Annotated in this window: 22 protein-coding genes and 1 tRNA gene; 5 read left to right on the top strand and 18 right to left on the bottom strand. The window is 46.3% G+C overall.

Annotated features, from left to right (window positions below; genetic code table 11):
- Window positions 1-13: 13 nt before the first annotated feature.
- The 17 genes from fliD to B2Q61_RS15990 all read right to left on the bottom strand — a co-directional run bounded on the left by fliD (window position 14) and on the right by B2Q61_RS15990 (window position 17,209).
- Window positions 14-1,414, bottom strand: coding sequence for a flagellar filament capping protein FliD (fliD, locus tag B2Q61_RS15910; protein WP_290617571.1), 1,401 nt, complete (start codon window positions 1,412-1,414; stop codon window positions 14-16).
- Window positions 1,415-1,438: 24 nt separating this feature from the next.
- A complete protein-coding gene (locus B2Q61_RS15915) occupies window positions 1,439-1,894 on the bottom strand; it encodes a flagellar protein FlaG (protein WP_290617573.1) in 456 nt (151 codons plus the stop codon).
- 56 nt (window positions 1,895-1,950) lie between these two features.
- A complete protein-coding gene (locus tag B2Q61_RS15920; RefSeq protein WP_290617575.1) occupies window positions 1,951-2,913 on the bottom strand; it encodes a flagellin in 963 nt (320 codons plus the stop codon).
- 363 nt (window positions 2,914-3,276) lie between these two features.
- The gene (locus B2Q61_RS15925) at window positions 3,277-4,242 is read right to left on the bottom strand and encodes a flagellin (RefSeq protein ID WP_290617577.1); all 966 of its coding nucleotides are present in this window, start codon (window positions 4,240-4,242) and stop codon (window positions 3,277-3,279) included.
- Between the two features lie 219 nt (window positions 4,243-4,461).
- Entirely contained in the window at window positions 4,462-5,694 is a 1,233-nt protein-coding gene (gene flgL, locus B2Q61_RS15930) for a flagellar hook-associated protein FlgL (protein WP_290617579.1), read from the bottom strand.
- A 2-nt stretch (window positions 5,695-5,696) separates the two neighbouring features.
- Window positions 5,697-7,727: a flagellar hook-associated protein FlgK gene (gene flgK / locus B2Q61_RS15935; RefSeq protein WP_290617581.1), complete on the bottom strand. Its 2,031-nt coding sequence runs from the start codon at window positions 7,725-7,727 to the stop codon at window positions 5,697-5,699.
- A 35-nt stretch (window positions 7,728-7,762) separates the two neighbouring features.
- Window positions 7,763-8,857: a flagellar assembly peptidoglycan hydrolase FlgJ gene (gene flgJ / locus B2Q61_RS15940; protein ID WP_290617583.1), complete on the bottom strand. Its 1,095-nt coding sequence runs from the start codon at window positions 8,855-8,857 to the stop codon at window positions 7,763-7,765.
- 1 nt (window position 8,858) lies between these two features.
- Window positions 8,859-9,965: a flagellar basal body P-ring protein FlgI gene (locus B2Q61_RS15945; RefSeq protein ID WP_290617585.1), complete on the bottom strand. Its 1,107-nt coding sequence runs from the start codon at window positions 9,963-9,965 to the stop codon at window positions 8,859-8,861.
- Window positions 9,966-10,056: 91 nt separating this feature from the next.
- Window positions 10,057-10,743 carry a flagellar basal body L-ring protein FlgH gene (gene flgH, locus B2Q61_RS15950; RefSeq protein ID WP_290614803.1) on the bottom strand — a complete coding sequence of 229 codons (687 nt, stop codon included), beginning with the start codon at window positions 10,741-10,743 and terminating at the stop codon, window positions 10,057-10,059.
- A gap of 11 nt (window positions 10,744-10,754) precedes the next feature.
- Window positions 10,755-11,543: a flagellar basal-body rod protein FlgG gene (flgG, locus tag B2Q61_RS15955; RefSeq protein ID WP_290617587.1), complete on the bottom strand. Its 789-nt coding sequence runs from the start codon at window positions 11,541-11,543 to the stop codon at window positions 10,755-10,757.
- Between the two features lie 37 nt (window positions 11,544-11,580).
- Window positions 11,581-12,327: a flagellar basal-body rod protein FlgF gene (gene flgF / locus B2Q61_RS15960; RefSeq protein WP_290617588.1), complete on the bottom strand. Its 747-nt coding sequence runs from the start codon at window positions 12,325-12,327 to the stop codon at window positions 11,581-11,583.
- 126 nt (window positions 12,328-12,453) lie between these two features.
- Window positions 12,454-13,809: a flagellar hook protein FlgE gene (flgE, locus tag B2Q61_RS15965; RefSeq protein ID WP_290617590.1), complete on the bottom strand. Its 1,356-nt coding sequence runs from the start codon at window positions 13,807-13,809 to the stop codon at window positions 12,454-12,456.
- Between the two features lie 25 nt (window positions 13,810-13,834).
- Window positions 13,835-14,518, bottom strand: a complete 684-nt coding sequence (locus B2Q61_RS15970) for a flagellar hook assembly protein FlgD (protein WP_290617592.1) — start codon at window positions 14,516-14,518, stop codon at window positions 13,835-13,837.
- 13 nt (window positions 14,519-14,531) lie between these two features.
- Window positions 14,532-14,951 (bottom strand): flagellar basal body rod protein FlgC, encoded by a 420-nt coding sequence (gene flgC / locus B2Q61_RS15975; RefSeq protein ID WP_290617594.1) that lies wholly within the window; start codon window positions 14,949-14,951, stop codon window positions 14,532-14,534.
- A gap of 2 nt (window positions 14,952-14,953) precedes the next feature.
- Complete coding sequence (flgB, locus tag B2Q61_RS15980) at window positions 14,954-15,355, bottom strand: flagellar basal body rod protein FlgB (protein ID WP_290614792.1); 402 nt, start codon at window positions 15,353-15,355, stop codon at window positions 14,954-14,956.
- A gap of 71 nt (window positions 15,356-15,426) precedes the next feature.
- Complete coding sequence (locus tag B2Q61_RS15985) at window positions 15,427-16,260, bottom strand: CheR family methyltransferase (protein WP_290617596.1); 834 nt, start codon at window positions 16,258-16,260, stop codon at window positions 15,427-15,429.
- Window positions 16,261-16,276: 16 nt separating this feature from the next.
- Complete coding sequence (locus tag B2Q61_RS15990) at window positions 16,277-17,209, bottom strand: chemotaxis protein (RefSeq protein ID WP_290617598.1); 933 nt, start codon at window positions 17,207-17,209, stop codon at window positions 16,277-16,279.
- Between the two features lie 184 nt (window positions 17,210-17,393).
- On the opposite strand from B2Q61_RS15990, the gene flgA reads away from it, so the two are divergent.
- From flgA to flgN, 3 genes are all read left to right on the top strand, one after another.
- The gene (gene flgA / locus B2Q61_RS15995) at window positions 17,394-18,104 is read left to right on the top strand and encodes a flagellar basal body P-ring formation chaperone FlgA (RefSeq protein ID WP_290617600.1); all 711 of its coding nucleotides are present in this window, start codon (window positions 17,394-17,396) and stop codon (window positions 18,102-18,104) included.
- Window positions 18,105-18,181: 77 nt separating this feature from the next.
- A complete protein-coding gene (gene flgM, locus B2Q61_RS16000) occupies window positions 18,182-18,514 on the top strand; it encodes a flagellar biosynthesis anti-sigma factor FlgM (protein ID WP_290617602.1) in 333 nt (110 codons plus the stop codon).
- Entirely contained in the window at window positions 18,514-18,948 is a 435-nt protein-coding gene (gene flgN, locus B2Q61_RS16005; RefSeq protein ID WP_290617604.1) for a flagellar export chaperone FlgN, read from the top strand. The genes flgM and flgN overlap by 1 nt, the downstream gene beginning before the upstream one ends.
- Before the next feature lie 39 nt (window positions 18,949-18,987).
- On the opposite strand, the gene B2Q61_RS16010 is transcribed toward flgN, so the two are convergent.
- Entirely contained in the window at window positions 18,988-19,443 is a 456-nt protein-coding gene (locus B2Q61_RS16010; protein ID WP_290617605.1) for an LPP20 family lipoprotein, read from the bottom strand.
- Window positions 19,444-19,661: 218 nt separating this feature from the next.
- Between B2Q61_RS16010 and B2Q61_RS16015 the strand changes: the two genes are divergently transcribed.
- Window positions 19,662-20,795, top strand: a complete 1,134-nt coding sequence (locus B2Q61_RS16015) for a flagellar assembly protein T N-terminal domain-containing protein (protein WP_290617607.1) — start codon at window positions 19,662-19,664, stop codon at window positions 20,793-20,795.
- Between the two features lie 95 nt (window positions 20,796-20,890).
- Window positions 20,891-20,965, top strand: a tRNA-Arg gene (locus B2Q61_RS16020).
- Window positions 20,966-21,156: the final 191 nt, after the last annotated feature.

Raw genomic sequence — 21,156 nt, forward strand, 5'->3', positions numbered from 1 at the left:
TCACTCCTTAGGATTATTTTTTACTGGTAAAACCTGGCAACGAGGCCAGTTGCTGTGTGATATAGCTACCAGTGCTTTGCATTTGAGCAATTAATACATCCAAGCTTGCATATTTAGCCCGAAGCCCTGACTCTAACTGACTCATTCGATAATCATGTGATTCACGATCATTTTCTATTTGCTTCAAAGACTTATTAAGGTTGTCTTCACGAAATTTAAAACTACCTTTCGATTCAAGATGGGTTTCTAAAAAAGTCTCAAAGCTTTTAGCAACTCCATTATCGCCAGAGAATAACTTACCTACATTGGAGTAATCTGAAGTTAGCGCTTCAGTAACACTGCGCACTAAACTGCTTTTCTCTAACTTTCCATCCTTGGTCAAACCGATGCCAACATCAAACAGGGTCTCAAAGCCCCCTGCACCTGAAACGACGGTAGACAAAGAATTGGTCATTTGGCTTCTGAGGCTACGAATTGCGGAATCACCATATAAAGCAGCACCAACTTTGGTATGGTAATCGATGGTGCCGATAGCATTGTTATAGGAATCAATAAACTCGCCGAGCAACTTCTCAACACCGGTTTTATCATAATCAACCGTTAATCGGGCTGTTTCAGTACCTTCGCTGACTTTAGTTGCTGTGATAGTGAGATCTTGAACCGCATCTTTAAAAATATTAGAACTGCTATTGATGGTAATACCATCAACTTCGATAATGGCATCCTTTGATACGTCAGCTGCAGCAATGGTAAGGCCGCCAGCCCCACCACCAAACGCAGTAGTAGATAAACTGTCAAGTTCTGCTGTGTCACTGGTAATAGATAAATCATTACCTAAGCCAGTAAGACTAGATGTCACCACCAGTTTAGATTCCGGCGTTGCGCCACCGGTGTTTATAATATTTACTGATACCCCAAAGTTCGTTGCTGACTCATTAATTGCAGCACGAACTTCTTCTAAAGTCGCGCCAGCAGCAATATCAACATCAAAGCTTTTTGAGCCAGCAGCAATAGTTAATTTACCACCATTAGCACTGACAACATCCGTAGGAGACGAAAAAGCAGCATTAGTTGTGGCACGACTCCCCTGAGCAAGCTGGTTTACTTTGATGTTAAAGTTTCCGGGCGTAGCCGCGTCATTAGTAGCTACAGAAATGATACTTCCGGATGCGGGTTGTGTGATGGTATTACTACGCTTAGTAAAGTTTTCAAGGTCGGCAAGTTTTTTTATAATATCTTGAAATGCAGACAGTGAAGATTTGACAGCACCTAGCCCGGATAACTCAACTGACAAGCGGGTTTTAGACGCCTCAAAACGCTGTACTTTAGGTAAGTCCTCTGCATTAACGGTTGCCTGGATAATACTTTCCAAGTCTAACCCTGAACCTACACCAGCTGAAGTTATCGCCGCCATATCAGCATGCTCCTGTATTCTTTATTAGGCTTTAAAATTAATTAGTGCGCCTGCATTATTTAAGTTATCGGCCATTTCGCTAAAAGCTTGAGCCACTCTAACAAAATCTTGCGATGGAATCTCACGAATAAGTTCATTGTTCGTTCTATCGATAACTTTAATGATAGGAGGATCACCAAGTTCGTCAAATTCAAACACTAACCTCGTATTAGTAATTGGAATAACCTTATTAATTTGCTCCAAGGTGTTACGAATTTGATTATTATCAAATACGACCTTAGAGTTTGCAGGCTCAGGCTCAGGCTTAACGACCTCTTTACCATCTTCTTTTTCAGCTTTTAATGCTGTGGCAGATTTAACCTCTGATATCGCATCCCGCGGGACAACATCTTCACTCAACATTTTATTATTAAGCAAGTTTCTTTCTTGCATAATGTCTGCCAAGCGAGGGTCTTTGTTAATTAAAGTTTCAACAGACATAAAAACCTCCGGCGTAAGGTTGTTGGCCAGTATAACACTGGCCAACTAACTATAGCTTACCCTAAAAGCGACAATGCTACCTGTGGACGCTGGTTTGCCTGCGCCAGGATAGTAGTACTTGCTTGTTGCAGGATCTGGTTACGCGTCAATGCCGCAGTTTCAGCGGCAAAGTCTGCGTCCTGGATCCGGCTACGGGCGCCAGACAGGTTTTCAGCAATATTCGATTGGTTACGAATCGTCGATTGAAACCGGTTTTGCACCGCACCTAACTCAGCGCGTTTTTTATCAACCACACCGATTAATGCATCCATACCTGCTAGTATGTTTTGCGCATTTGCCTGGCTAGACACACTAATGCCTGTTGCTTTAAATGATGCTGCAAAAGTTGTAGTTGAAGGAGTACCTACAGCAGAAACGCCTGAGGCAAGTTTTGCTAATGTTTTGCCGCCAACCGTTGATGCCACACCAGCAATACCTGACAACGTGAAGCCGCCGTTGGAGCTTACGCTGCGACCCGCAGCACTACCGCCTACGTTTTTCATCGTGAAGCCGATAGTTTGAACCGCATCCGCACCTACCTGAAAAGTAGCTTTGTATGAACCATCCAGAATATTCTGGCCACCGAAAGTGGTATCTTTAGCGATACGGTTAACTTCAGACATCAGGTTCCGTATTTCGTCTTGAATCGCCAAACGGTCAGTATCGGTGTTTGAACCGTTCGCCGCTTGTTGAGCCAAAGTACGTACACGCTGGAAAGATGACGTAATTTCTTCCATCGCACCTTCAGCAGTTTGTGCTAAAGAAATACCATCGTTAGCATTTCGGATACCCTGGTTCAAACCATTGATTTGACCCGTTAACCGGTTGCTAATTTGCAAACCTGCAGAATCGTCTGCCGCACTATTAATGCGCAGACCTGATGATAAACGTTTAAACGACGTATCTAGTGAGTTGCCGCTTTGCATCAATTGACGCTGTGCGTTTAACGAGCTTACGTTGCTATTGACGTATAAAGCCATATGTAGCCTCCAAAATTTAACAGAACTGTTTTGACCATAGCGGTTACCCGACCACTACAATTAAACAGCATAAGTACTATGATTCAACAGGCCGGTTACCCCACCATTCTGTTAAAACAAGGTCACTAATACAGTTCCCCTATAATCTGTATCGGCCAGACTTTATAAAGCTTTAGGAAAGTTTTGATTTATTTTAAATTTTGAGGGTACTTCAAGTTAAATACGTATTTATCATAAACTTGAGGTGATCATTGATGTTATTTGATAAAAATAATTCTTAACCAATACATAAAAAAGCCTGCAGCATTACCCATGCTGCAGGCTTTTCCTTTTAAATGCTCCGCGCTGCGCTCGTCGTAGGTATTAACCCTGCAGTAAGCTTAACGCCGCCTGTGGCCGCTGATTCGCCTGCGCCAGAATCGTGGTAGTGGCCTGTTGTAAAATCTGGTTACGTGTCAGCATTGCCGTTTCTGCAGCAAAGTCTGCATCTTTTATCCGTGACTTAGCACCAGACAAATTCTCTGAAATGTTCGCCTGGTTACGAATGGTTGATTGAAAACGATTTTGCACGGCACCCAACTCCGCCCGCTTTTTATCTACAACTGCAACCAATGCATCCATACCGGCTAACACGTTTTGTGCATTTGCCTGGCTAGATACACTTATGCCCGTTGCTCTAAATGATGTTGCAAACGTTGTACTTGTAGGAACACCTATTGCAGAAATACCTGACGCAAGCTTTGCCAGCGACACCCCGCCAACCGCAGACGCAATACTCGCAACACCTGATAAAGTAAAGCCACCATTCGTACTTAAGCTTCGATTCGCGGCTGTACCGCCTACACTCCTCATGCTAAAACCAATGGTTTGAACCGCATCGGCACCAACCTGGAACGAGGCCTTATAGGTACCGTCTAGCAAATTCTGCCCACCAAAGGTAGTATCTTTTGCAACACGGTTTACTTCTGCCATCAAATTACGAAGTTCATCCTGAATGGCTAATCGGTCTGTATCGGTATTTGAGCCGTTCGCCGCTTGCTGCGCCAGGGTACGAACCCGCTGGAACATCGAGGTTACTTCTTCCAGTGCACCTTCTGCTGTCTGAGCTAATGAAATACCATCGTTGGCATTCCGGTTGCCTTGATTTAAGCCCTGAATTTGTGACTCCAGCCGGTCTGAAATCTGCAAGCCTGCCGCATCATCCGCGGCACTGTTAATCCGCAAACCAGAAGATAAACGTTTAAACGAGGTGTCCAGGGCGTTACCGCTGTTCATTAACTGACGCTGTGCATTTAACGCGCTGATGTTGCTGTTGACGTATAAAGCCATGGTGTTTCTCCTGATAACGTATTTGAGCTGCTAACCACCACCTTGGAACTATTGTGATGATTTGCCTGATACTTAGTTATCGGAGCGCGAATTGGAAACTTTAAAGTTTTTTATAAAAAATTATAAAAAGAAGCTTTTGATTGGTTATTTGAGCGAAGCATTAATAAAAACAAACCGGCAAGGTTTTGCCGGTCATAGTGGTTGATGAGGATTAATGCGTTAACGAATATAATCAAACAATGAGGTATTGGTTATGCTACTGAAGGTCTGTTGCACCGCCTGCAGTGCGGTCTCTTCTTTGGTCAGGTCGGCAATCACTTTGGAAAAGTCCACTTCGGCCAGATCAGCCTGATACTGTTTCGCCAGAATTTCCAGATCGGCATTAGAACCATTAATACTATCGAGCACGTTGATCCGCCCACCGATCGAAGAACGGGTAGCGGCAACACTGGTCGATGCCGCGTCAATTTCGCCGATTGCTTTGGCAATTTTACTTTGATATGCGTCATCTGTTGGCCCGGGCACCCGCAAGGCGGTCATCAGCTCCGAGATGCTGTTTAAAATATTGGTTTTTTCAGGAGCAGGTAAATCAAAATCAACCTGTCCCGCACCCGCGGGGCCAGAAATGGTAATTTCCAGCCCATTAAACAAAATAGGCGCGCCTGAGGTATAGGCGCCCGTCACCGGTGGAACCAAGGCTACCCCACCGCGGGTTATTTCATAATTACTTGGTGCGGTAAGCACCACATTAAACGTATTGTCTGTGGGGTTGAGTTTATCGTAATTGTTACGATAAAAGTTATTAAACTGAGCCTGATTAGCCACGCTTACAGCCGCACTGGTTGGCCCTGGCACAGAGATTACCGCAGCGCCCGGCTGCGGCGTGACCTGCACGCTATCAAACACTTTTTTTCCGCTGTCATTTACCGGTAACACCACTCCGGGGGAGACCTGCAACGATTTTTGACCATCGTCGCCGTTAAACACATATTTGCCGGTGCTGGCATCAAGTGAAAACGCTTTCACACTATCCTGAAAACCTGAAAACAGAAACCCGCCTTCAACATTACGGCTATTCATCAGATCAAGCAATTGCTGCTGAATGCCTTCCAGCTCACCAGCAACCGCTTCGCGCTCAGCTTCAGAATAAGAGCCGTTGCCTGCGGATAATGCCAATAATCTGGCACGGTCCATTGCCGTTCTGGCAGAGGTCAGCACCGTTTCTTCCACTCCGAGATTGTTTTTAACGGCAATACCATTTTGCTCAAACTGGGTTAACTGCGACAGGTTTTGCCCCACACCCAGCACCTTGGCACTGCCCGAAGGGTCATCTGCGGGGGTCAGAATTTTGGTTTGCTTGATCATTTGATCCTGCGCTTTAAGCAGGCGGCGCTGGGTATCCAGAATGCCATTTAAGCCCTGGTTGAATTTAGTATTAAATGAAATTCTCATTGTTACCTCACAGCCTGCAGCAGGGTGTCAAAGATGGTTTGCGATGTCGAAATAATTTTAGACGCTGCTGCATAACTTTGTTGAAACCGGACCAAATTTGCAGCCTCTTCATCCAGGCTAACACCTGACAGCGATTCAAATAAGTTCTGAGTTTGTGAATATAATGCTTCAGCCGCAGCCTGGCCATTTCTGGCCTGGGCCGTTTTATCACCGACAAAGCTTACCATAGTGCCGTAAGCTTCATTAAAACTCATTTGGTTATCGGCATTCGGGGTGGTTACCGCGTAGCGGCGCATGGTATCTTTTGTCTGCAATGCAGCAATTTGTAGGCCATTGCGGTTATCGTTAAAGCCACCCACGTTGTAATCTATGGTAAAAACATCGCCTGTTTGTGGGGCGCCAGTAATATTAAAATCGAAACCGTAATTACCTAAACCTGCCTGGGCCATAATATTATTAAATTGGCCTGCAGGTAAAGCGGGAGTGATTCCTAGCGACGCACTGGTATTGTCAAAAACTTCAAACTGATTACCACCAAGGTAGGTTACCCGAAACGGCGCGCCATTTAACGCCGCAGGCGGACTGAACACTGATGATGCCGGATCGGTGCTGCTCACTACCAGCGCGTTTACTTCAGCATTACCCAGGTTATCCACCGCTTCACTGCTTCTGACCGGCGACGCTAAGGCAATGTCTTCGGCCCGATTGCTCAGTTGTGTTACCTGCCTGGCCGCATCAGCCAACGGCTTTAACAAAAACCGGTCGCCGTCAGCAAAGGCGCCTAGGCTGTCATTTAACGTTATCTGTAACCCATACAAATCATCATCCGGGCTGCTGGACGCATTAATCGTAGCAGGAAAACCGGCAACGGTTTGGGTAATGGCAGAGTTAGCAATGGCGTTACCAAAGCTATCGACCGCCTCAACTGTGAAAGTATCAGGGCTGTTAAAGGTGACTAGAAAATCATTGGGAGGCAACTGATAAGCTCTGCCTGGTTCAATAACGGCAGAAACAGCGCCAGCACCGGTATTTTCATTAAAGCTAAGCCCGTTAAAGGGCGGCAGTGCAAACAGATCTTTACCAATATCGCCGTTGCCCGTCATCCCCAGTTTATTCTGTTCATTTAACGAGTCGGCCATTGCCAGCGCTAACTGCCCCAACTGATTTTGAGTAGGAATAAGGGTCTCGTCACGAAAAGCCAGTAACGCGCCAAGCTGACCACCCAGTTGCTCATTACCCACTTGCCTTATAACCCCTGGTCTGGCGGTGCTTTGTAATTGTAATTCTTTGACATTGGGATCCGGGTTGCCCTGCAAACTTAAAATACCAAACTCACCATTTTCAATGACCAGCGATTGGCCTGTTGCCATAAACACCAGCTTTTCGCCGTTGGCTGCATCCAGCACTTTGATCTGAACTTTCTCCGCCAGCTGTCGAATCGCCTCATCCCGTTTATCATACAAATCCAGCGGCACCGGTTTTGAACTGCCAGTTCCATAGTTCGCAATATTTCTATTAAGATCTGCCACATTTTTAATCAAACTATTGGTAGCGCGTAAATCCAGTTCCAGTTGCTGATTAATGTAGGTTGACTGATCCAACACCAAATTTGAAAGGGTGCCAAAACGATCGAGCAATGATTCGCTACTACTTATAATAAGTAATCGGGTTGAGATTGAACTGGGATCATTATTGGCAGTTTGAAACTTCTGAAATAAATCATTTACTGCACTTGAAATACTATTGGCCGGATTAGAAAACAAGCCATCAATCCGGTTAGCTTCAGACACATACTGATTGGCATAGGCAAGATTGGTGGTATCCCGGCGTAACTGCTGTAAAGTAAATTCGCTGACTAAGCGCTCAGTCGTCCCTTTGCCTACCCCTAAGCCCATTTGCTCAGCTTCAAACTCAGTACGCTGCCTGACATAACCCGGGGTATTTAAATTAGCGATATTATTACTTGTGGTATTAAGCAGCGTGGAGTTTGCCATCACAGCTGAACTACCAATTTTAAGTAAATTATCTGACATAGGTTGCTCCGTTGCCACTTTTGTTGGCTAACATGCTATTCATCGGCGCCATTGCTAAAATCTTGAGTGCGATTAACTTGAGTACGATTATCTTGAGCTGCTGCCAGCTCGTTGCGAACCAACTCAAAGGCCGGGCTTTGATACACGGCCATTATTTTTTTTGCATAAGCAGGATCGGTAGCGTAACCCGCGGCCTGTAATTCGTTAAAGTACGCAGCCGGCTCGGCAGCAACCTGCATTGCTTGCTGGTAGCGGGGGCTGTCGCTAATAAAGCTGGCATAGTCCTGCAAACTTTGTTCTGGCGAGCTGTAAGAACGAAAGCGGGCCTGCTCTTTTTGGGCAACGCCACCACGAAACTCCAGCGTATCAACTACTGCACTGTCACCCTGCCAATTGTTATTGGCCTTAATCCCAAACAAATTGAAACTATTCTCGCCCCTGGCAGTTTTAATCATGCGCTGACCCCAGCCGGTTTCCAATGCTGCCTGAGCGATCATTGCCATTGGATCCAAACCCAGTGCAGTAGCTGCTTGCTTTGCAGCAGGCAACAGTTTACGAACAAATTCTGCAGGAGAGCCAATTTTCCAGTCAGCCTGAGCCAGCGCTTGCGTCGTGGAGGCTTCAGGGGCAACTTTGGCCGGGCCCATTGCTGGTGGCTTCTGCGCTGGTAAGTCGGCAATAGCGTGCAGTGTCTGCCTCACAGTACTACTCAACTCAGTTTTATTTAGCGCTTTATTGTTATCAGGCCGTTCAGGTAACGGGTTGAAACTGGCCGACCCTGGCATCTTAAGTTCTGCATCCTTATTAGCAGGATTGATACCCGAGGTAGGATCAAGCTGCGCAACAAGTAAATCGGCCAGGCCAAGCGCGCCTTTCTGAGCTAAATCGGTGGCCAACTGACTGTCATGCATATCCCGGTAAAACTCGGTGGTCTGACTGTTCATCATGCCTTCGGCTTCAAAGGCAGCATTCGCTTTTCGCATACTGCTTAACAGCATGCTCATAAAAATGGATTCAAACTGTTCGGCAGCCTGCCTCAAGCCGGCTTTTTCATCGGTTTTAGCCGCAGTTTTAATATTCTGCAGGCTATTTACATCATGATAAGAGACTTGAGTTTTGGTCAGGCTCATATTAAATCACCACCAGCTCGCCATGAATGGCACCAGCTTCTTTCAGAGCTTCTAAAATGGCCATTAAATCACCTGGTGCGGCGCCAACCGCATTGACGGTGCGCACTAAATCATCAAGCGTAACACCAGGATCAAATTTAAACATGCGGGAGTTTTCCCGGTTGACATCAATAATCGAATTTTCTTCAATGGCGGTAACCCCGTCGGCAAATGCATTGGGCTGCACCACTTCTGGATTTTCAGCAATGGTTACGGTTAAGCCACCGTGCGTGACTGCCGCCGGAAATAACCTGACATCTTTGCCAATGACAATAGTGCCAGTTCGGGAGTTGATAATTATCTTTGCCGAATGATCAGCAGGGGCAAATTCCAAATTCTCTAACGTTGACAGATACGAAACCCGTTGGGATAAATCGCGCGGCGCTCTTACCTGAACTGAGCTGGCATCCTTCGCATAAGCAGTGTCGGGCCCGATAAACTGATTAATCACATCAGTTAATCTTTTTGAAGTGGTAAAATCCGCTTCTTTTAAGTTAAACGTAATAAAATCACCATTGCCAAAGGGCGAGATAACCTCACGCTCTACCATGGCACCATTTGGAATGCTGCCGACGGTTGGTGTGTTAACTAATATCCGCGAGCCATCCAGGCCTTCGGCACCTAAACCGCTGACAATCAAGCTACCCTGAGCAATGGCATAGACATTGCCATCTAAACCGGTTAAAAACGTTTGCAATAAGGTACCACCGCGTAAGCTTTTGGCGCTGCCTACCGACGACACTGTTATATCAATGGTTTGGCCAGGCTTGGCAAAGGCAGGCAATTCGGCATGCACGGCTACCGCAGCTACGTTTTTAATCTGGCTGCGCTGACCTGCCGGTAAATTAATACCAAAATTGGCCAGCATGGTGCGAAAGCTTTGTTCGGTAAACGGGCTTTGCTCGCCAGTGCCAGGTAAACCAACCACCAGACCATAGCCCACCAACTGGTTCGAACGCACGCCTTCGATATCAGCAACATCTTTGATCCTGGCCGCGTTAGCCAGCCCTGGTGTCAGCGACAGGATCAACAGCAGTACCAGATACCCAGCCAGTTTGTTCCGGAACATGGTTTTTACTCCTAAGTAGCCTGCAGTGTTCATTTATTAGTTCTCATACGGTTGCGCCTGACATGACCAATTGTTTAAAAAGGCCACTTTCTTAAAAAGGCCACAAGGGTCCATTGAAAAACCGGCTTAACCAACCCGGCGACTGACCATAATGGTGTGCGCCGGTGCCGCTGTATTCAATCCGGGCGTTAGCAATCTTATTTGATTCAACAGTGTTATTAACATCTACATCCTGTGGCCGGATTATGCCGGTTAAACGAATATATTCCTTGCCGGTATTCAGGGTTAACCACTTCTCGCCGCGGATCACCAAATTACCATTGGCCATCACCTGCAGCACGTTAACCGAAATATCGCCCACCAGACTGTTACTCTGATCCGCTTTGGCATCACCTTTAAATTCAGCAGTAGAATTAGCGCCAAACTGCAATACATTGCCGGCGACGGACACAGCCCGACCACTGAGACCCACCATTGGGTCGACTGTGACGCTACTATCTTTGCCAGTTTCGTGCTTCGCCTGCTTGGAAGCCTGAGTACGCTCACGCAGTACCACGGTAATAATGTCCCCTTCATTTCGGGCTTTATTATCGGTATACAGACTGTTGGACTGGTGCTGTGCAAACAATGAGCCGGTTTTTAAAACCTGACGCGGTGCTGGTTCTGGCGGTATCGGCGAGTAATACGGATCATCAGCGAACGGCTGCTGTGTTGAGGCACAGGCCGTTAATAATAAGACCGCAGATAGCGCGGACAATACCAGCATAAAAGCACGCATAATGCCTCCACTTATAATTGCTGAATAGCAAAACCCAGCATCTGATCAACGGAAGAAATCACTTTCGAATTCATTTCATAAACCCGCTGTGATTCAATCAGGCTGACCAGCTCTTCAGTCACGTTAACGTTAGAGGTTTCCAGCGAGCCCTGCACAATAATGCCCAGACCTTCCAGACCAGGAATGCCCTGTACCGGATCGCCGCTAACGGCCGTTTCTTTAAACAGGTTTTGTCCCGTTGGCTCCAAACCAGCCGGATTAATAAAGTTAGTCACGGTGAGCTGGCCCAGCACGGCATTATCTACCTGACCGGCTAACCGTACAGATACTTCACCATCCTGCGATACGGTAATACTGGTCGCATCAGGGGGGATAACAATATTAGGTTGCACCTGGAAACCGGCACCGGAAGTAACAAGATTGCCGTCGCCATCAACAGTGAACTGACCATTGCGGGTATAAGAAGTGGTGCCATCGGGCATTAATACTTCGAAAAAGCCATGGCCCTGAATCATCATATCCAAACTATTCTCAGTGGTAATCATATTGCCCTGAGTAAAGTTTTTCTGAGTCGCGACAACCTTGGTACCGGCACCAATCATCAAGCCATTTGGCAGTTCAGAGTTCTGTGAAGAACGACCACCCGGTTGGTTAACGTTCTGGTACAGTAAGTCTTCAAACACTGCCCGGCTTTTTTTAAAGCCTATCGTGCTGGCGTTGGCCAGGTTATTCGAAATAACCGAAATATCGCGCTGTTTTGCGTCTAAACCGGTTTTGCTTATCCACAGAGCTGGATGCATCTGCTACCTCCCGGGCTCTCGCCCATTAATCAGTTTATTAGCCCATGATCCGCAGCAAGGCGTTCTGCTGGCGGTCCATCTCTTCGGCACTTTTCATCATTTTCACCTGCAATTCAAACTGACGTTGCAGGCTTATCATATAGGTCATTTCGCCCACGGCATTGACGTTGCTGCCTTCATAGGCACCATGTAACAAGCTGACATTAATATCGGCTGCAGCAAGCTGGCCGTCTTTGCGCCGGAATAAACCGTCAGTGCCCTTAGTAAGGTCAGCATGTATCGGATTAACCAGCTTAATTCTGCCGACTTCTTCCAGCGCATTGGCCGGTGCGCCCTGAGGTAGCGCACTAATCGTGCCGTCCTGCCCTATTTCCAATTTAGCCAGCGGTACCGGCAGTTGTATTGGCCCGCCATCCCCTATTACCGCCCGGCCGTTAGCAGTTTCTAACATACCGGTGGGGCTTAACTGCAAATTTCCGGCACGGGTGTAGGCTTCATTGCCATCCGCATCCTGCACGGCAAACCAGCCATCACCCTGTATGGCAATATCCAGTTCACGTTCAGACATAATCATGGGGCCAGCGTCAAAGTTTTGACCTGGCTGCTCGGTCATAGCGAATACTCTGCTGGGCAAGCCAGCGCCGTATGCCTGCATCGCTCTGGCCTGTTCAAAATCTGTTTTAAAACCAACGGTATTGCTGTTTGCCAGGTTGTTAGCCCGAACGCTGATGCCGTGCATGTTTTCTTTGGCACCACTCATGGCGATATATAGCAAATGGTCCATAATGCGCTCCGATAATCATCTCTGTAACTATAAAGCAACTTTGATGCCAGTTAGGCCTGATAGCAAACAGCGGATAAAAAAACACCACCCGGAGGTGGTGTTTCAGGACGTATAGACAGCAGCAGATTAACGGATCTGCAGCACGGTCTGTTGTAAGGTGCTGTTAACTTCCAGGGCGCGCGAGTTTGCCTGGAAATTTCGCTGGGCGCTGATCAAATCAACCAGTTCGGTCGTCAGGTTGACGTTTGACTGCTCCAACGCTGAAGCGTTTACCGCACCAAAGGTACCGGTATTGCCCTGGCCACCTATTGGCTCGCCCGAGGTTAAGCTTTGCTTCCACGACGTATTGCCTACTTGTTTTAACCCCTGCACATTGGCAAAACGTACCAGCGTAACCTGGGCTAAATAAGAAGAATCGCCATTACTGTAGGTCGCCAGCACCCGGCCAAATGAGTCAATATCAACCCCGGTCAGGTTACCCACTGTGGTACCATCCTGGCTTAAGTTATTCACATCAAAGCCCGAGGCATACTGGGTTGGTGTGCGGGTGCCGGAGGCATCACGAAAATTGACCACGATATCATTGGAGAATTGGGCACCATTTGTTAAATAACCATTTGCAGGATCGTTTAATTCTGCAAATGGCAAAGTAATATCTGATACTGGCGCGGCGGGCACAAAGTTACCACTGGAATCAAACTCAATATTGTCGCCGACAAAATAAGAATCAGGATTGCGTGTTGCTGGGGGTGTGGGTGCTGGAACAGTTGGGTTAGCAGTATTGTCATCCCAAACCACAAAAGTTTGCCATTCACTATTTGCTGGAGGCAAAGTATCTAGTTTACGAAAATAAGTAGTAACGATATGAGACTCACCAAGACTGTCATAAACAGTAACTGAGGTTGAGTGGTTGTATGATGCCCGGTCGCTTGGGTCGAACGCTAATGCAGGTGCTGGCGGAACAACTCTGGAATCAAGATTCATGCTCAGAAAAATATTGTTGGTTGCTCTGGGCGCCCCGGCCGATGTCGGTATAGCGATAGGCGAAGAGGTACTTAAACTGACTGAGCTGTTTTCACCGGTTACCGCATCAACATTAAACCCCTGCAGAAAGTTGCCGCGGTTATCGACAATAAAGTTATCTTTATTCAGCTTAAAGGCGCCTGCCCGGGTATAAGTCAGGTCCTGTGACTGTAAATCAGGAGTTGTGGCAAAAAAGCCTTCACCGGTAATCGCCAGATCCAGCGAGTTATTGGTAAATTGCAAAGATCCCTGATTAAATTGCTGGGCAACCGTTGAGGTAGACACACCGTCACCGACTTTAGTACGCCCGGATGAAAAAATAGACGTTGCATACACATCAGCAAACTCTGCCCGAGACTCTTTAAAGCCGGTCGTATTAACGTTCGCGATATTGTTAGCCGTGGTATCCAGATCTTTCTGGGCTGCAGCCAGGCCGCTTAATGCTATTTGAAAACTCATAAATCACCTCACCTTAAACGGTTGCTTAACCGTAAGAAACTTCAAGAACATCAGTTAATTTTACTGCCCCTAGCCCAACCAGGTTAAGGGTAATTCCATTGCCATTGCCTGCCAGGCTCACGCTGGATACCGGTGTAAATACATTAACGGGTATCGATTGGTTTTCACCGGAAAAACTGGCTTCTACTTTAATTTTGTAAACACCCGGAGGCATTGGCTCTCCGTTGGCATCGGTGCCATCCCAGACAAATTCATTTTTACCTACCGCAGGATTACTTACATCAAAATTAGTAACCAGCTCACCATTCGCTTTCTCTATCCGCACCCGCATGTTATCTGCCGGCCGGTCCAGGTTAATATGGCCACGGGATAACGTTTCACCGGTAAATACAATTTCATCTGATTGGGTTAACACGCTTCGCCCTACTAAAGAGGATGCCTGCAAAGCTTGATTTGAGGTCATGCTTTCGGCAAAACCCTTAAAGCTCTCATTTAACGAGCCAATACCATCTGCCATGGTAAAGTTAGTCATCTGAGCAATCATCTGATCGTTTTCTACCGGCTTTGTTGGGTCCTGATAAGCCAATTGCTGGGTTAACAGGGCAAAAAAATCAGACTGGGTTAAGGCACCGTCATTTTTATCCGGCACTTTCTTGCCGCCATCCCAGTACATGCCATCTAATGCCGGGTTATTGTTAATAGTACTCATTTGTTATTCCTTATTAACTCTGACCCATTCGCAACGTACGCATAATCATTTGCTTTGCCGCATCTGCCGTTTGCACGTTGGTTTCATAAGAGCGAGAGGCTGAAATCATATTCGCCATCTCTTCCATAATATTGACGTTAGGTTTATAGATATAACCGTTTTCATCGGCCAGCGGATGATTGGGCGCATACTCGACGTTTAGCGGCGCATCAGATTCTACAATCCCCATCACCTTAACGCCGGCACTGTCACCCTGCTGTCGCCTGGCTTCCGTTAACTGGGTCTGGAATACCGGGTGCCGACCGCGGTACGTTTCGCCGGCACTGCTGCTAACGCTATTGGCATTAGCAATATTACTGGCGGTGGTATTCATTCTTACCGACTGAGCGGTCATGCCGCTGCCTGCGATATCAAATACTTTTGAAATGCTCATAATTATTGTCCCGAACCGGTTAGCGCCTTTTTCAATCCTGAAATACGGCTATTAAGGAAGGTTAAGCTGGTTTGATATTCCAGATTATTTTGCATGACAGCGTTGCGCTCACGATGAATATCCACGCTATTACCATCGCCGGTGTCGGCTTGGTCTGGCTGTCGGAATAAGGTGTCTTTTGCCATGGTAGAGGCAATATGGAAATGTTGTTCGTGAGTACGGCTGGCACTCTGTCCGCGGCGGGACTGGGCGAGTTGCAGCGCTTGCTGAAAATCGACATCTTTAGCTTTATAGCCTGGCGTATCGGCATTAGCAATGTTTTCAGCCAGCACTTCTGAGCGTTTTTCACGGATCATTAAGGCATGAGGATGCATCCCAAATGCTTTTTCAAAACTGATTGCCATTTTTTTGCCACCTTATCTGGAACTATGGCAATCCAAATGCAAAACGCAGGCCAGTTTTACAGCAGCTAGAACTAAACTTTCTTTCGGTAAATAATGCCGGGGTTGCAGCGTAACATCTCAAAATCGTTATTAACGCTGGAAATGGATTCAGACGCGCCAAGAAACAAATAGCCTCTGGGGTTAAGAGATTGAGCAAACTGTTTAATAATTTTTGCTTTTAAATCAGGAGAGAAGTAAATAAGCACATTGCGACAAAAAATAATATCAAACTTACCTAACAGGCTATAACTATCAAGCAAGTTTAAATGGCGAAAACTAACATTCTTGCGGGCAAAATCTTTGACCCGCATCATGCCGTTACCACTGTCCTCAAAAAAACGACTGCGTCGCTCTGGCGACAAACCACGCGATAGGGCTAAACCATCATATTCTGCCCGCTGACAATGCTCGAGCATGGTATTGGAAATATCAGTACCCAAAATATGTAACCCAGAACTAAAGGCTCCTGGCCGGCTTTGCTGGTATTCCAGCCCTGACATCGCAATAGAATAAGGCTCTTGTCCGGAAGAGCTGGCGGCAGACCAGATTTTCAGGGTACGGCAACTTTTTTCCAGTTCCGGCAAAATTTGTTTTTTTAACAACTCATAAGGATAACTATCACGAAACCATAATGTCTCATTGGTGGTCATGGCATCTATAACGGCAGAGCGCAACTGACGCTCAAACGGGCTTAATGTTTTAGCGACCAACTCAGACAGCGTAGCGATGTTAAACCGTTGCATCAGCGGACCAAGCCGGCTTTTCACCAGGTACTGCTTGTTGTCTCCTAACACAATACCGCATTGCTGTTCGAGAAAATCTCTGAACAGTTTATATTCGCCTTCCTGTAGCTCTTTGTTGGTCACTACTTGCCCTTAATGCTTATTCTGCATGCAGCCATTTTTGCACCGACTCGGCCAGTTCATCCGGATTAAATTTTGCGATAAAGTCGTTAGCTCCAACTTTTTTAACCATCTGCTGATTAAATACCCCACTTAATGAAGTGTGCAAAATAACATGCAGGTTTTTCAATTGCGGATCAAGCCTTATCTCTGCTGTCAGGGTATAGCCATCCATGTCTGGCATTTCAATATCTGAAATCAGCAGTCCTACTTTTTCGGTAACCGATACAACACACTCTTTTGCTGCCTGTTGCAGATAAGTTAGGGCTTCACGACCATTGTTCACCAGGTGCATCTTAACGCCGAGTCCTTCCAGTGCTCGTTTCACCTGATTGCGAGCAACGGTGGAGTCATCAGCAATTAAAATTAACCGATCTCCCAGATCCTTATTAATTGCTGCGGTATCCACCGACGAACTGCTAATCGAGGTTGGTGACGGCGAAATTTCCTCTAAAATTTTCTCTACATCGAGAATTTCTACCAATTCTTTATCAATTTCGGTTATTGCTGTCAGATAGCTTTGCTTGCCACCGGTGCCCTTTGGCGGCGGCATAATGGCATCCCAGTTAATATTTATAATGCGCTCTACCGAACTGACCAGAAAGCCCTGCACCGAACGATTAAACTCGGCGATAATAATAAAAGCCGTACTAAGATTAACAACCGGCTTGCCCCCTGTTGCCAGGCTAAGATCAATTACGGAAATAGTCTGGCCCCTTACATGGGCTATGCCTCTTACATACTTGTTGCGCTTAGGGATAGCGGTTAATGGCGGACACTGCAACACTTCACGGACTTTAAAGACGTTTATGCCATAGCGTTGCCTACCTTCAAGTTTAAACAGCAACAGCTCAAGCCGGTTCTGTCCGACGAGTTGAGTTCGCTGATTTACTGAATCTAAAATACTGGCCATTTACCACTCCTGTCGTCTACATTATGGCGTTATTATTGCAGCGACTTCTTGTTCAATAACAAAGCAGCAGCCATAGTAGAGTGCCAGACACTAATCATTTAATCATTCAGTGTCTGGCAGAAATTAAACGTTGTTATACCAGCAATGGTATAGCTGTTAGCCTGTAAAGCATAGCTGAAACCATATGAACAAGTACGAAAAATTTTATCTGATATTTTTTATCTCATTATTTTTAATCAGTAATCTGAGCTTTGCAAAGCAACCAGAATTGCTGCAATACAGCCCTGAGCAACTGACCGAAATGACCGGGCAATGGCTTCGACAAGAACTTAACATTGCCAACGACAGTGGGATCGAACTGTCCGTCGTACCACTGGATAACCGTATCGGTGATAAAATTTGTGCAGTAAAACCACAGTTTAGCCGGCCACAACAACGTTATTCCCGGCAAGTTACGGTTAATATCAGTTGCACTGAGCCCGGGCCCTGGCAGCTATACGTACCGGTAAAAATAACAGAAATGGTTGAGGCGGTGACGGTGCGCCAAAATATCGCTACAGGAACCGTCATCACTGCCGATATGCTGCATGTTGAAGATAAAGAACGACGTTTTGTCAGAGGTAACCTGGTTACCGACCCGCGTCAGATAATTGGCGCCCGCAGTAAGAGAGCGCTCAATAACGGACAGCTGATTACAATGCAGGATCTTTGCCTTGTCTGTCGTGGAGATGTTGTTACAATACTGATTGATAATAGTGGGCTTAGTGTATCAGCTAGCGGCATCGCTGAGCAGGATGGTACACTCGGTGACACTATAGCAGTACAGAATCAGCAGTCTGGCAGGAAGATCCAGACTGAGGTGGTTGCTGTTAATCAGGTCAGAGTGAAATTTTAAAAAATAAATTAAAGTTTTTTAAAGCTCAGCCGTTAACCTGAACATAGGGAACTGGTTTAAGGTAAAGAGGTTCTATCATGGCTATAAATATCAATAACCTGCAGAATACTTCTCAGGTAAAGAACGACAAAGTGGATCAAGGTGCGCAGCGTCAGCAGGCCACTGTGCAACAAAATGCGACGCAGCAGGCAACCCAGCAAGGTGCTGCCCAGCGCCAGGACTCGGTCTCTATTACGCCACAGGCCAAGCAATTTACTAAATTGCAGGAAAAGGCCAATGCGGCAAGTGGAGTCGATCAGGAAAAGGTTGATAAAATTAAGCAGGCTATTGCCGAGGGCAAATACAAAGTAAATGTTGAACAGCTTGCCCGGCGAATTATGCAATTTGAAGGTGACTTGTTTAATAAATAATGAATAGCCAATTTGAACCTCTGAATACCTTGTTACAGCAGCAGCAAGCGCAACTGGACGCGCTGCTTTTGCTATTGCGGCAAGAACTTGCCGCCCTTGCCTCCCGTGATATTGAAGCGCTAAATACGCTAACCCTAGAGAAGCAGCAAACGCTAACTGAAATTCAAAGTACTGACGCCAGCATTGCTGCCAACGAATGGTTGCAGGCCGCGCGTGAAGAATCCTGGTTCAAACAGCAAATCAGCCAATTGGAAGATAGTCTGGCAAGTTGTAAACAGCAAAATGACGTTAATCAGATAACGCTGGAGCAAAGCCAGCTTACCCTGCAGCGACTGAAAACTGAGTTATTATCAGCCAGAGGAAAGTCAGGCTTAACCTACACTAATAAAGGCAAGCCAACCGTTGATAACATTGGCAGAGGCATAAAGGCCTGAGCCTGCTCCCCACAGTCCTGCTACTAAATCTTTAACTCATCAATAATAATGAATACTTTTTATAGTCTGACGCGGATAAACATTTTGGTATAAGTGATAAACCTGCTCAAAATCAAGCTCAAGTTCAGTAATATAAGCATCATCCACGGCATAGGTTTTTAGCACTCTCGCGCCACGAATCACACCCTGTACTGAAGTAGCAAATTGGTCATTGCCTGCCACCATCGATTGCATGCTATTGTTGCTGTCAATTCTTTGGCCGTACACTTGCTCAGCCAGTTCACGATAAGCCTCTAGCTTTGAAGCTCGCATGGCCAGCAATATTTTCTGACTCTCTGATTCTCCCGGCTGCAATGAAATGGGTGCCATTCCCACCGCATGTAGTAGCGGAAATGCAGCAGGTTTAACCGGCACATACTCGATATGTTTATCGAAAATCTGACTGCAGCCAACAAGGAATAGCGCAGAAAAAGTTATAACCTTTAATTTCATCATTTGGCATCCGTCATCATGGTTTAGCGGCGTATAATGTTAAAGCACTTGAAGAAGTACTTAATCCATGTCAACAAGCAAAATTTGCGCCATCTTCATAAATTTCAGTCAGGGGTCAACCAAATCATTCATCATCATTAAAGTAAGGCAAAGTTTTTGCTGGTATAGTTTTTGCTTTAAGCTGTTACATGAAAGTTTTATCAACGTATTTTTGGCGGGTTATGAAATTACCATTATTAGTCAGCGCCTGCTGCAGTTTGCTACTTTGCAGCCCATTGTCTGCCAACTGGTTTGAGATGACCGGCCAGGCTGCGATAGAACAAGGTGATGTCGCTAAAGCCAAGCAGGCCGCTATCAGCGATGCACTGGAGCGTGCTGCATTGTTTGCCGGTGTCAGGGTATCGAGCCAGCAACAATTGGTTGCAGGTGTGATGCAACAACATCAGCTCACGCTGGACAGCAACTCAGAGATCCGGGAGATCCGCCTGCTCAGTGAAAATTATGGCAGCGAATTTGTTACCGTTACCCTGCAGGCCGAAATATTGCCGCAACAGCAACTCTGCAAAGGCAGCACTCAAAAAAAGCCGTTACTGCTGGCACAGGTTGAACTTGGCGCCCGCCGCGATGCTATTTACGGTCAGTTATTTGAACTGGATAAAAACGCTACTGCGCAGTTATCACGTCACTTACAAGATTATTCTCCGGCATTGCTTGTCACTGCATTAGATTATAGTTTGAAACCTGAATTAATGACCGACAACAGTAACCGTCAATTGTTTGCCGACGGCCAACAGTTTGTATTGGTAACCAACATTACTGATTTATCATTGGGCAAGCGTACCAACCGTTTTTGGCAGGACGATAGCTTCGAGCGCTTTTTTGCACTCGATGTTGCCTTGTATGATTTATTTGATAATCAGCTGGTATACCAGCAACAATATCGCACTCAGGCAGAGTGGAACAGCGAGTTGCCGGTAGCGGGCAGCCATAGTAAGCAGTTTTGGTTGCAGCCGTACGGCCAGAAAATTGATACGGTATTAAAAGCCGTCGCCAAAGATATTCAGCAATACACGCACTGCCAGGGCTTGCTGGCTCAGATAAGTCATGTAGAACAACATCAGGTTGCAATCAATAAAGGTGCCCGACAGGGTTTAAAGCTGGGCGACGATGTCACCGTGACCCAAATCCAACGTTTTGCTGGCAAAGATGGCCTTGAAAAACTGCATAAAAGCCCGGTAACCTTAAAAATTACCGACATCAGCAGCGACAATGCCTGGGCCAGTGCCAGCACCCCTACCCTGGTAAGCCACTTGCAAATCGGTGATCTGATAAGCATCAACAGTTCCGGTTTATAAAAAAGCCTGAAATAAACGAGTGAATAGCAATCCGTTTTGTCATTCACTTAACTCAATAATTCTGTTAAACTTTCGCGCGTTAATTGCCGCACATTTGCCCTATAGTTAAATGGATATAACGGCCCCCTCCTAAGGGGCAGTTGCAGGTTCGATTCCTGCTGGGGCAGCCAAAAGACAGTTCAACACGGTCTTATACGGTCTGAAACCCCTGAAAAACCCCCTCAATATCAAGCATTAGCAATGATTTTCGGTCTTAGCAGGTCTTATGCGGTTTAAAGCAATCTCCGCTTTTTAGCACCACAGATGACACCACAGACCTGAAGTCACAAAAGCTGTGGTGTCAAAATGGGTGCTCAGGAGC

This window comes from Arsukibacterium sp. UBA5043 (assembly GCA_002415085.1).
In the GTDB taxonomy this organism is placed as follows: Bacteria; Pseudomonadota; Gammaproteobacteria; order Enterobacterales; family Alteromonadaceae; genus Alishewanella.

Excerpts from the sequence above, each read along its gene's own strand:
- fliD (WP_290617571.1), bottom strand. The coding sequence starts at position 1,414 with ATGGCGGCGATAACTTCAGCTGGTGTAGGTTCAGGGTTAGACTTGGAA.
- B2Q61_RS15915 (WP_290617573.1), bottom strand. The coding sequence starts at position 1,894 with ATGTCTGTTGAAACTTTAATTAACAAAGACCCTCGCTTGGCAGACATT.
- B2Q61_RS15920 (WP_290617575.1), bottom strand. The coding sequence starts at position 2,913 with ATGGCTTTATACGTCAATAGCAACGTAAGCTCGTTAAACGCACAGCGT.
- B2Q61_RS15925 (WP_290617577.1), bottom strand. The coding sequence starts at position 4,242 with ATGGCTTTATACGTCAACAGCAACATCAGCGCGTTAAATGCACAGCGT.
- flgL (WP_290617579.1), bottom strand. The coding sequence starts at position 5,694 with ATGAGAATTTCATTTAATACTAAATTCAACCAGGGCTTAAATGGCATT.
- flgK (WP_290617581.1), bottom strand. The coding sequence starts at position 7,727 with ATGTCAGATAATTTACTTAAAATTGGTAGTTCAGCTGTGATGGCAAAC.
- flgJ (WP_290617583.1), bottom strand. The coding sequence starts at position 8,857 with ATGAGCCTGACCAAAACTCAAGTCTCTTATCATGATGTAAATAGCCTG.
- B2Q61_RS15945 (WP_290617585.1), bottom strand. The coding sequence starts at position 9,965 with ATGTTCCGGAACAAACTGGCTGGGTATCTGGTACTGCTGTTGATCCTG.
- flgH (WP_290614803.1), bottom strand. The coding sequence starts at position 10,743 with ATGCGTGCTTTTATGCTGGTATTGTCCGCGCTATCTGCGGTCTTATTA.
- flgG (WP_290617587.1), bottom strand. The coding sequence starts at position 11,543 with ATGCATCCAGCTCTGTGGATAAGCAAAACCGGTTTAGACGCAAAACAG.
- flgF (WP_290617588.1), bottom strand. The coding sequence starts at position 12,327 with ATGGACCATTTGCTATATATCGCCATGAGTGGTGCCAAAGAAAACATG.
- flgE (WP_290617590.1), bottom strand. The coding sequence starts at position 13,809 with ATGAGTTTTCAAATAGCATTAAGCGGCCTGGCTGCAGCCCAGAAAGAT.
- B2Q61_RS15970 (WP_290617592.1), bottom strand. The coding sequence starts at position 14,518 with ATGAGTACTATTAACAATAACCCGGCATTAGATGGCATGTACTGGGAT.
- flgC (WP_290617594.1), bottom strand. The coding sequence starts at position 14,951 with ATGAGCATTTCAAAAGTATTTGATATCGCAGGCAGCGGCATGACCGCT.
- flgB (WP_290614792.1), bottom strand. The coding sequence starts at position 15,355 with ATGGCAATCAGTTTTGAAAAAGCATTTGGGATGCATCCTCATGCCTTA.
- B2Q61_RS15990 (WP_290617598.1), bottom strand. The coding sequence starts at position 17,209 with ATGGCCAGTATTTTAGATTCAGTAAATCAGCGAACTCAACTCGTCGGA.
- flgA (WP_290617600.1), top strand. The coding sequence starts at position 17,394 with ATGAACAAGTACGAAAAATTTTATCTGATATTTTTTATCTCATTATTT.
- flgM (WP_290617602.1), top strand. The coding sequence starts at position 18,182 with ATGGCTATAAATATCAATAACCTGCAGAATACTTCTCAGGTAAAGAAC.
- flgN (WP_290617604.1), top strand. The coding sequence starts at position 18,514 with ATGAATAGCCAATTTGAACCTCTGAATACCTTGTTACAGCAGCAGCAA.
- B2Q61_RS16010 (WP_290617605.1), bottom strand. The coding sequence starts at position 19,443 with ATGATGAAATTAAAGGTTATAACTTTTTCTGCGCTATTCCTTGTTGGC.
- B2Q61_RS16015 (WP_290617607.1), top strand. The coding sequence starts at position 19,662 with ATGAAATTACCATTATTAGTCAGCGCCTGCTGCAGTTTGCTACTTTGC.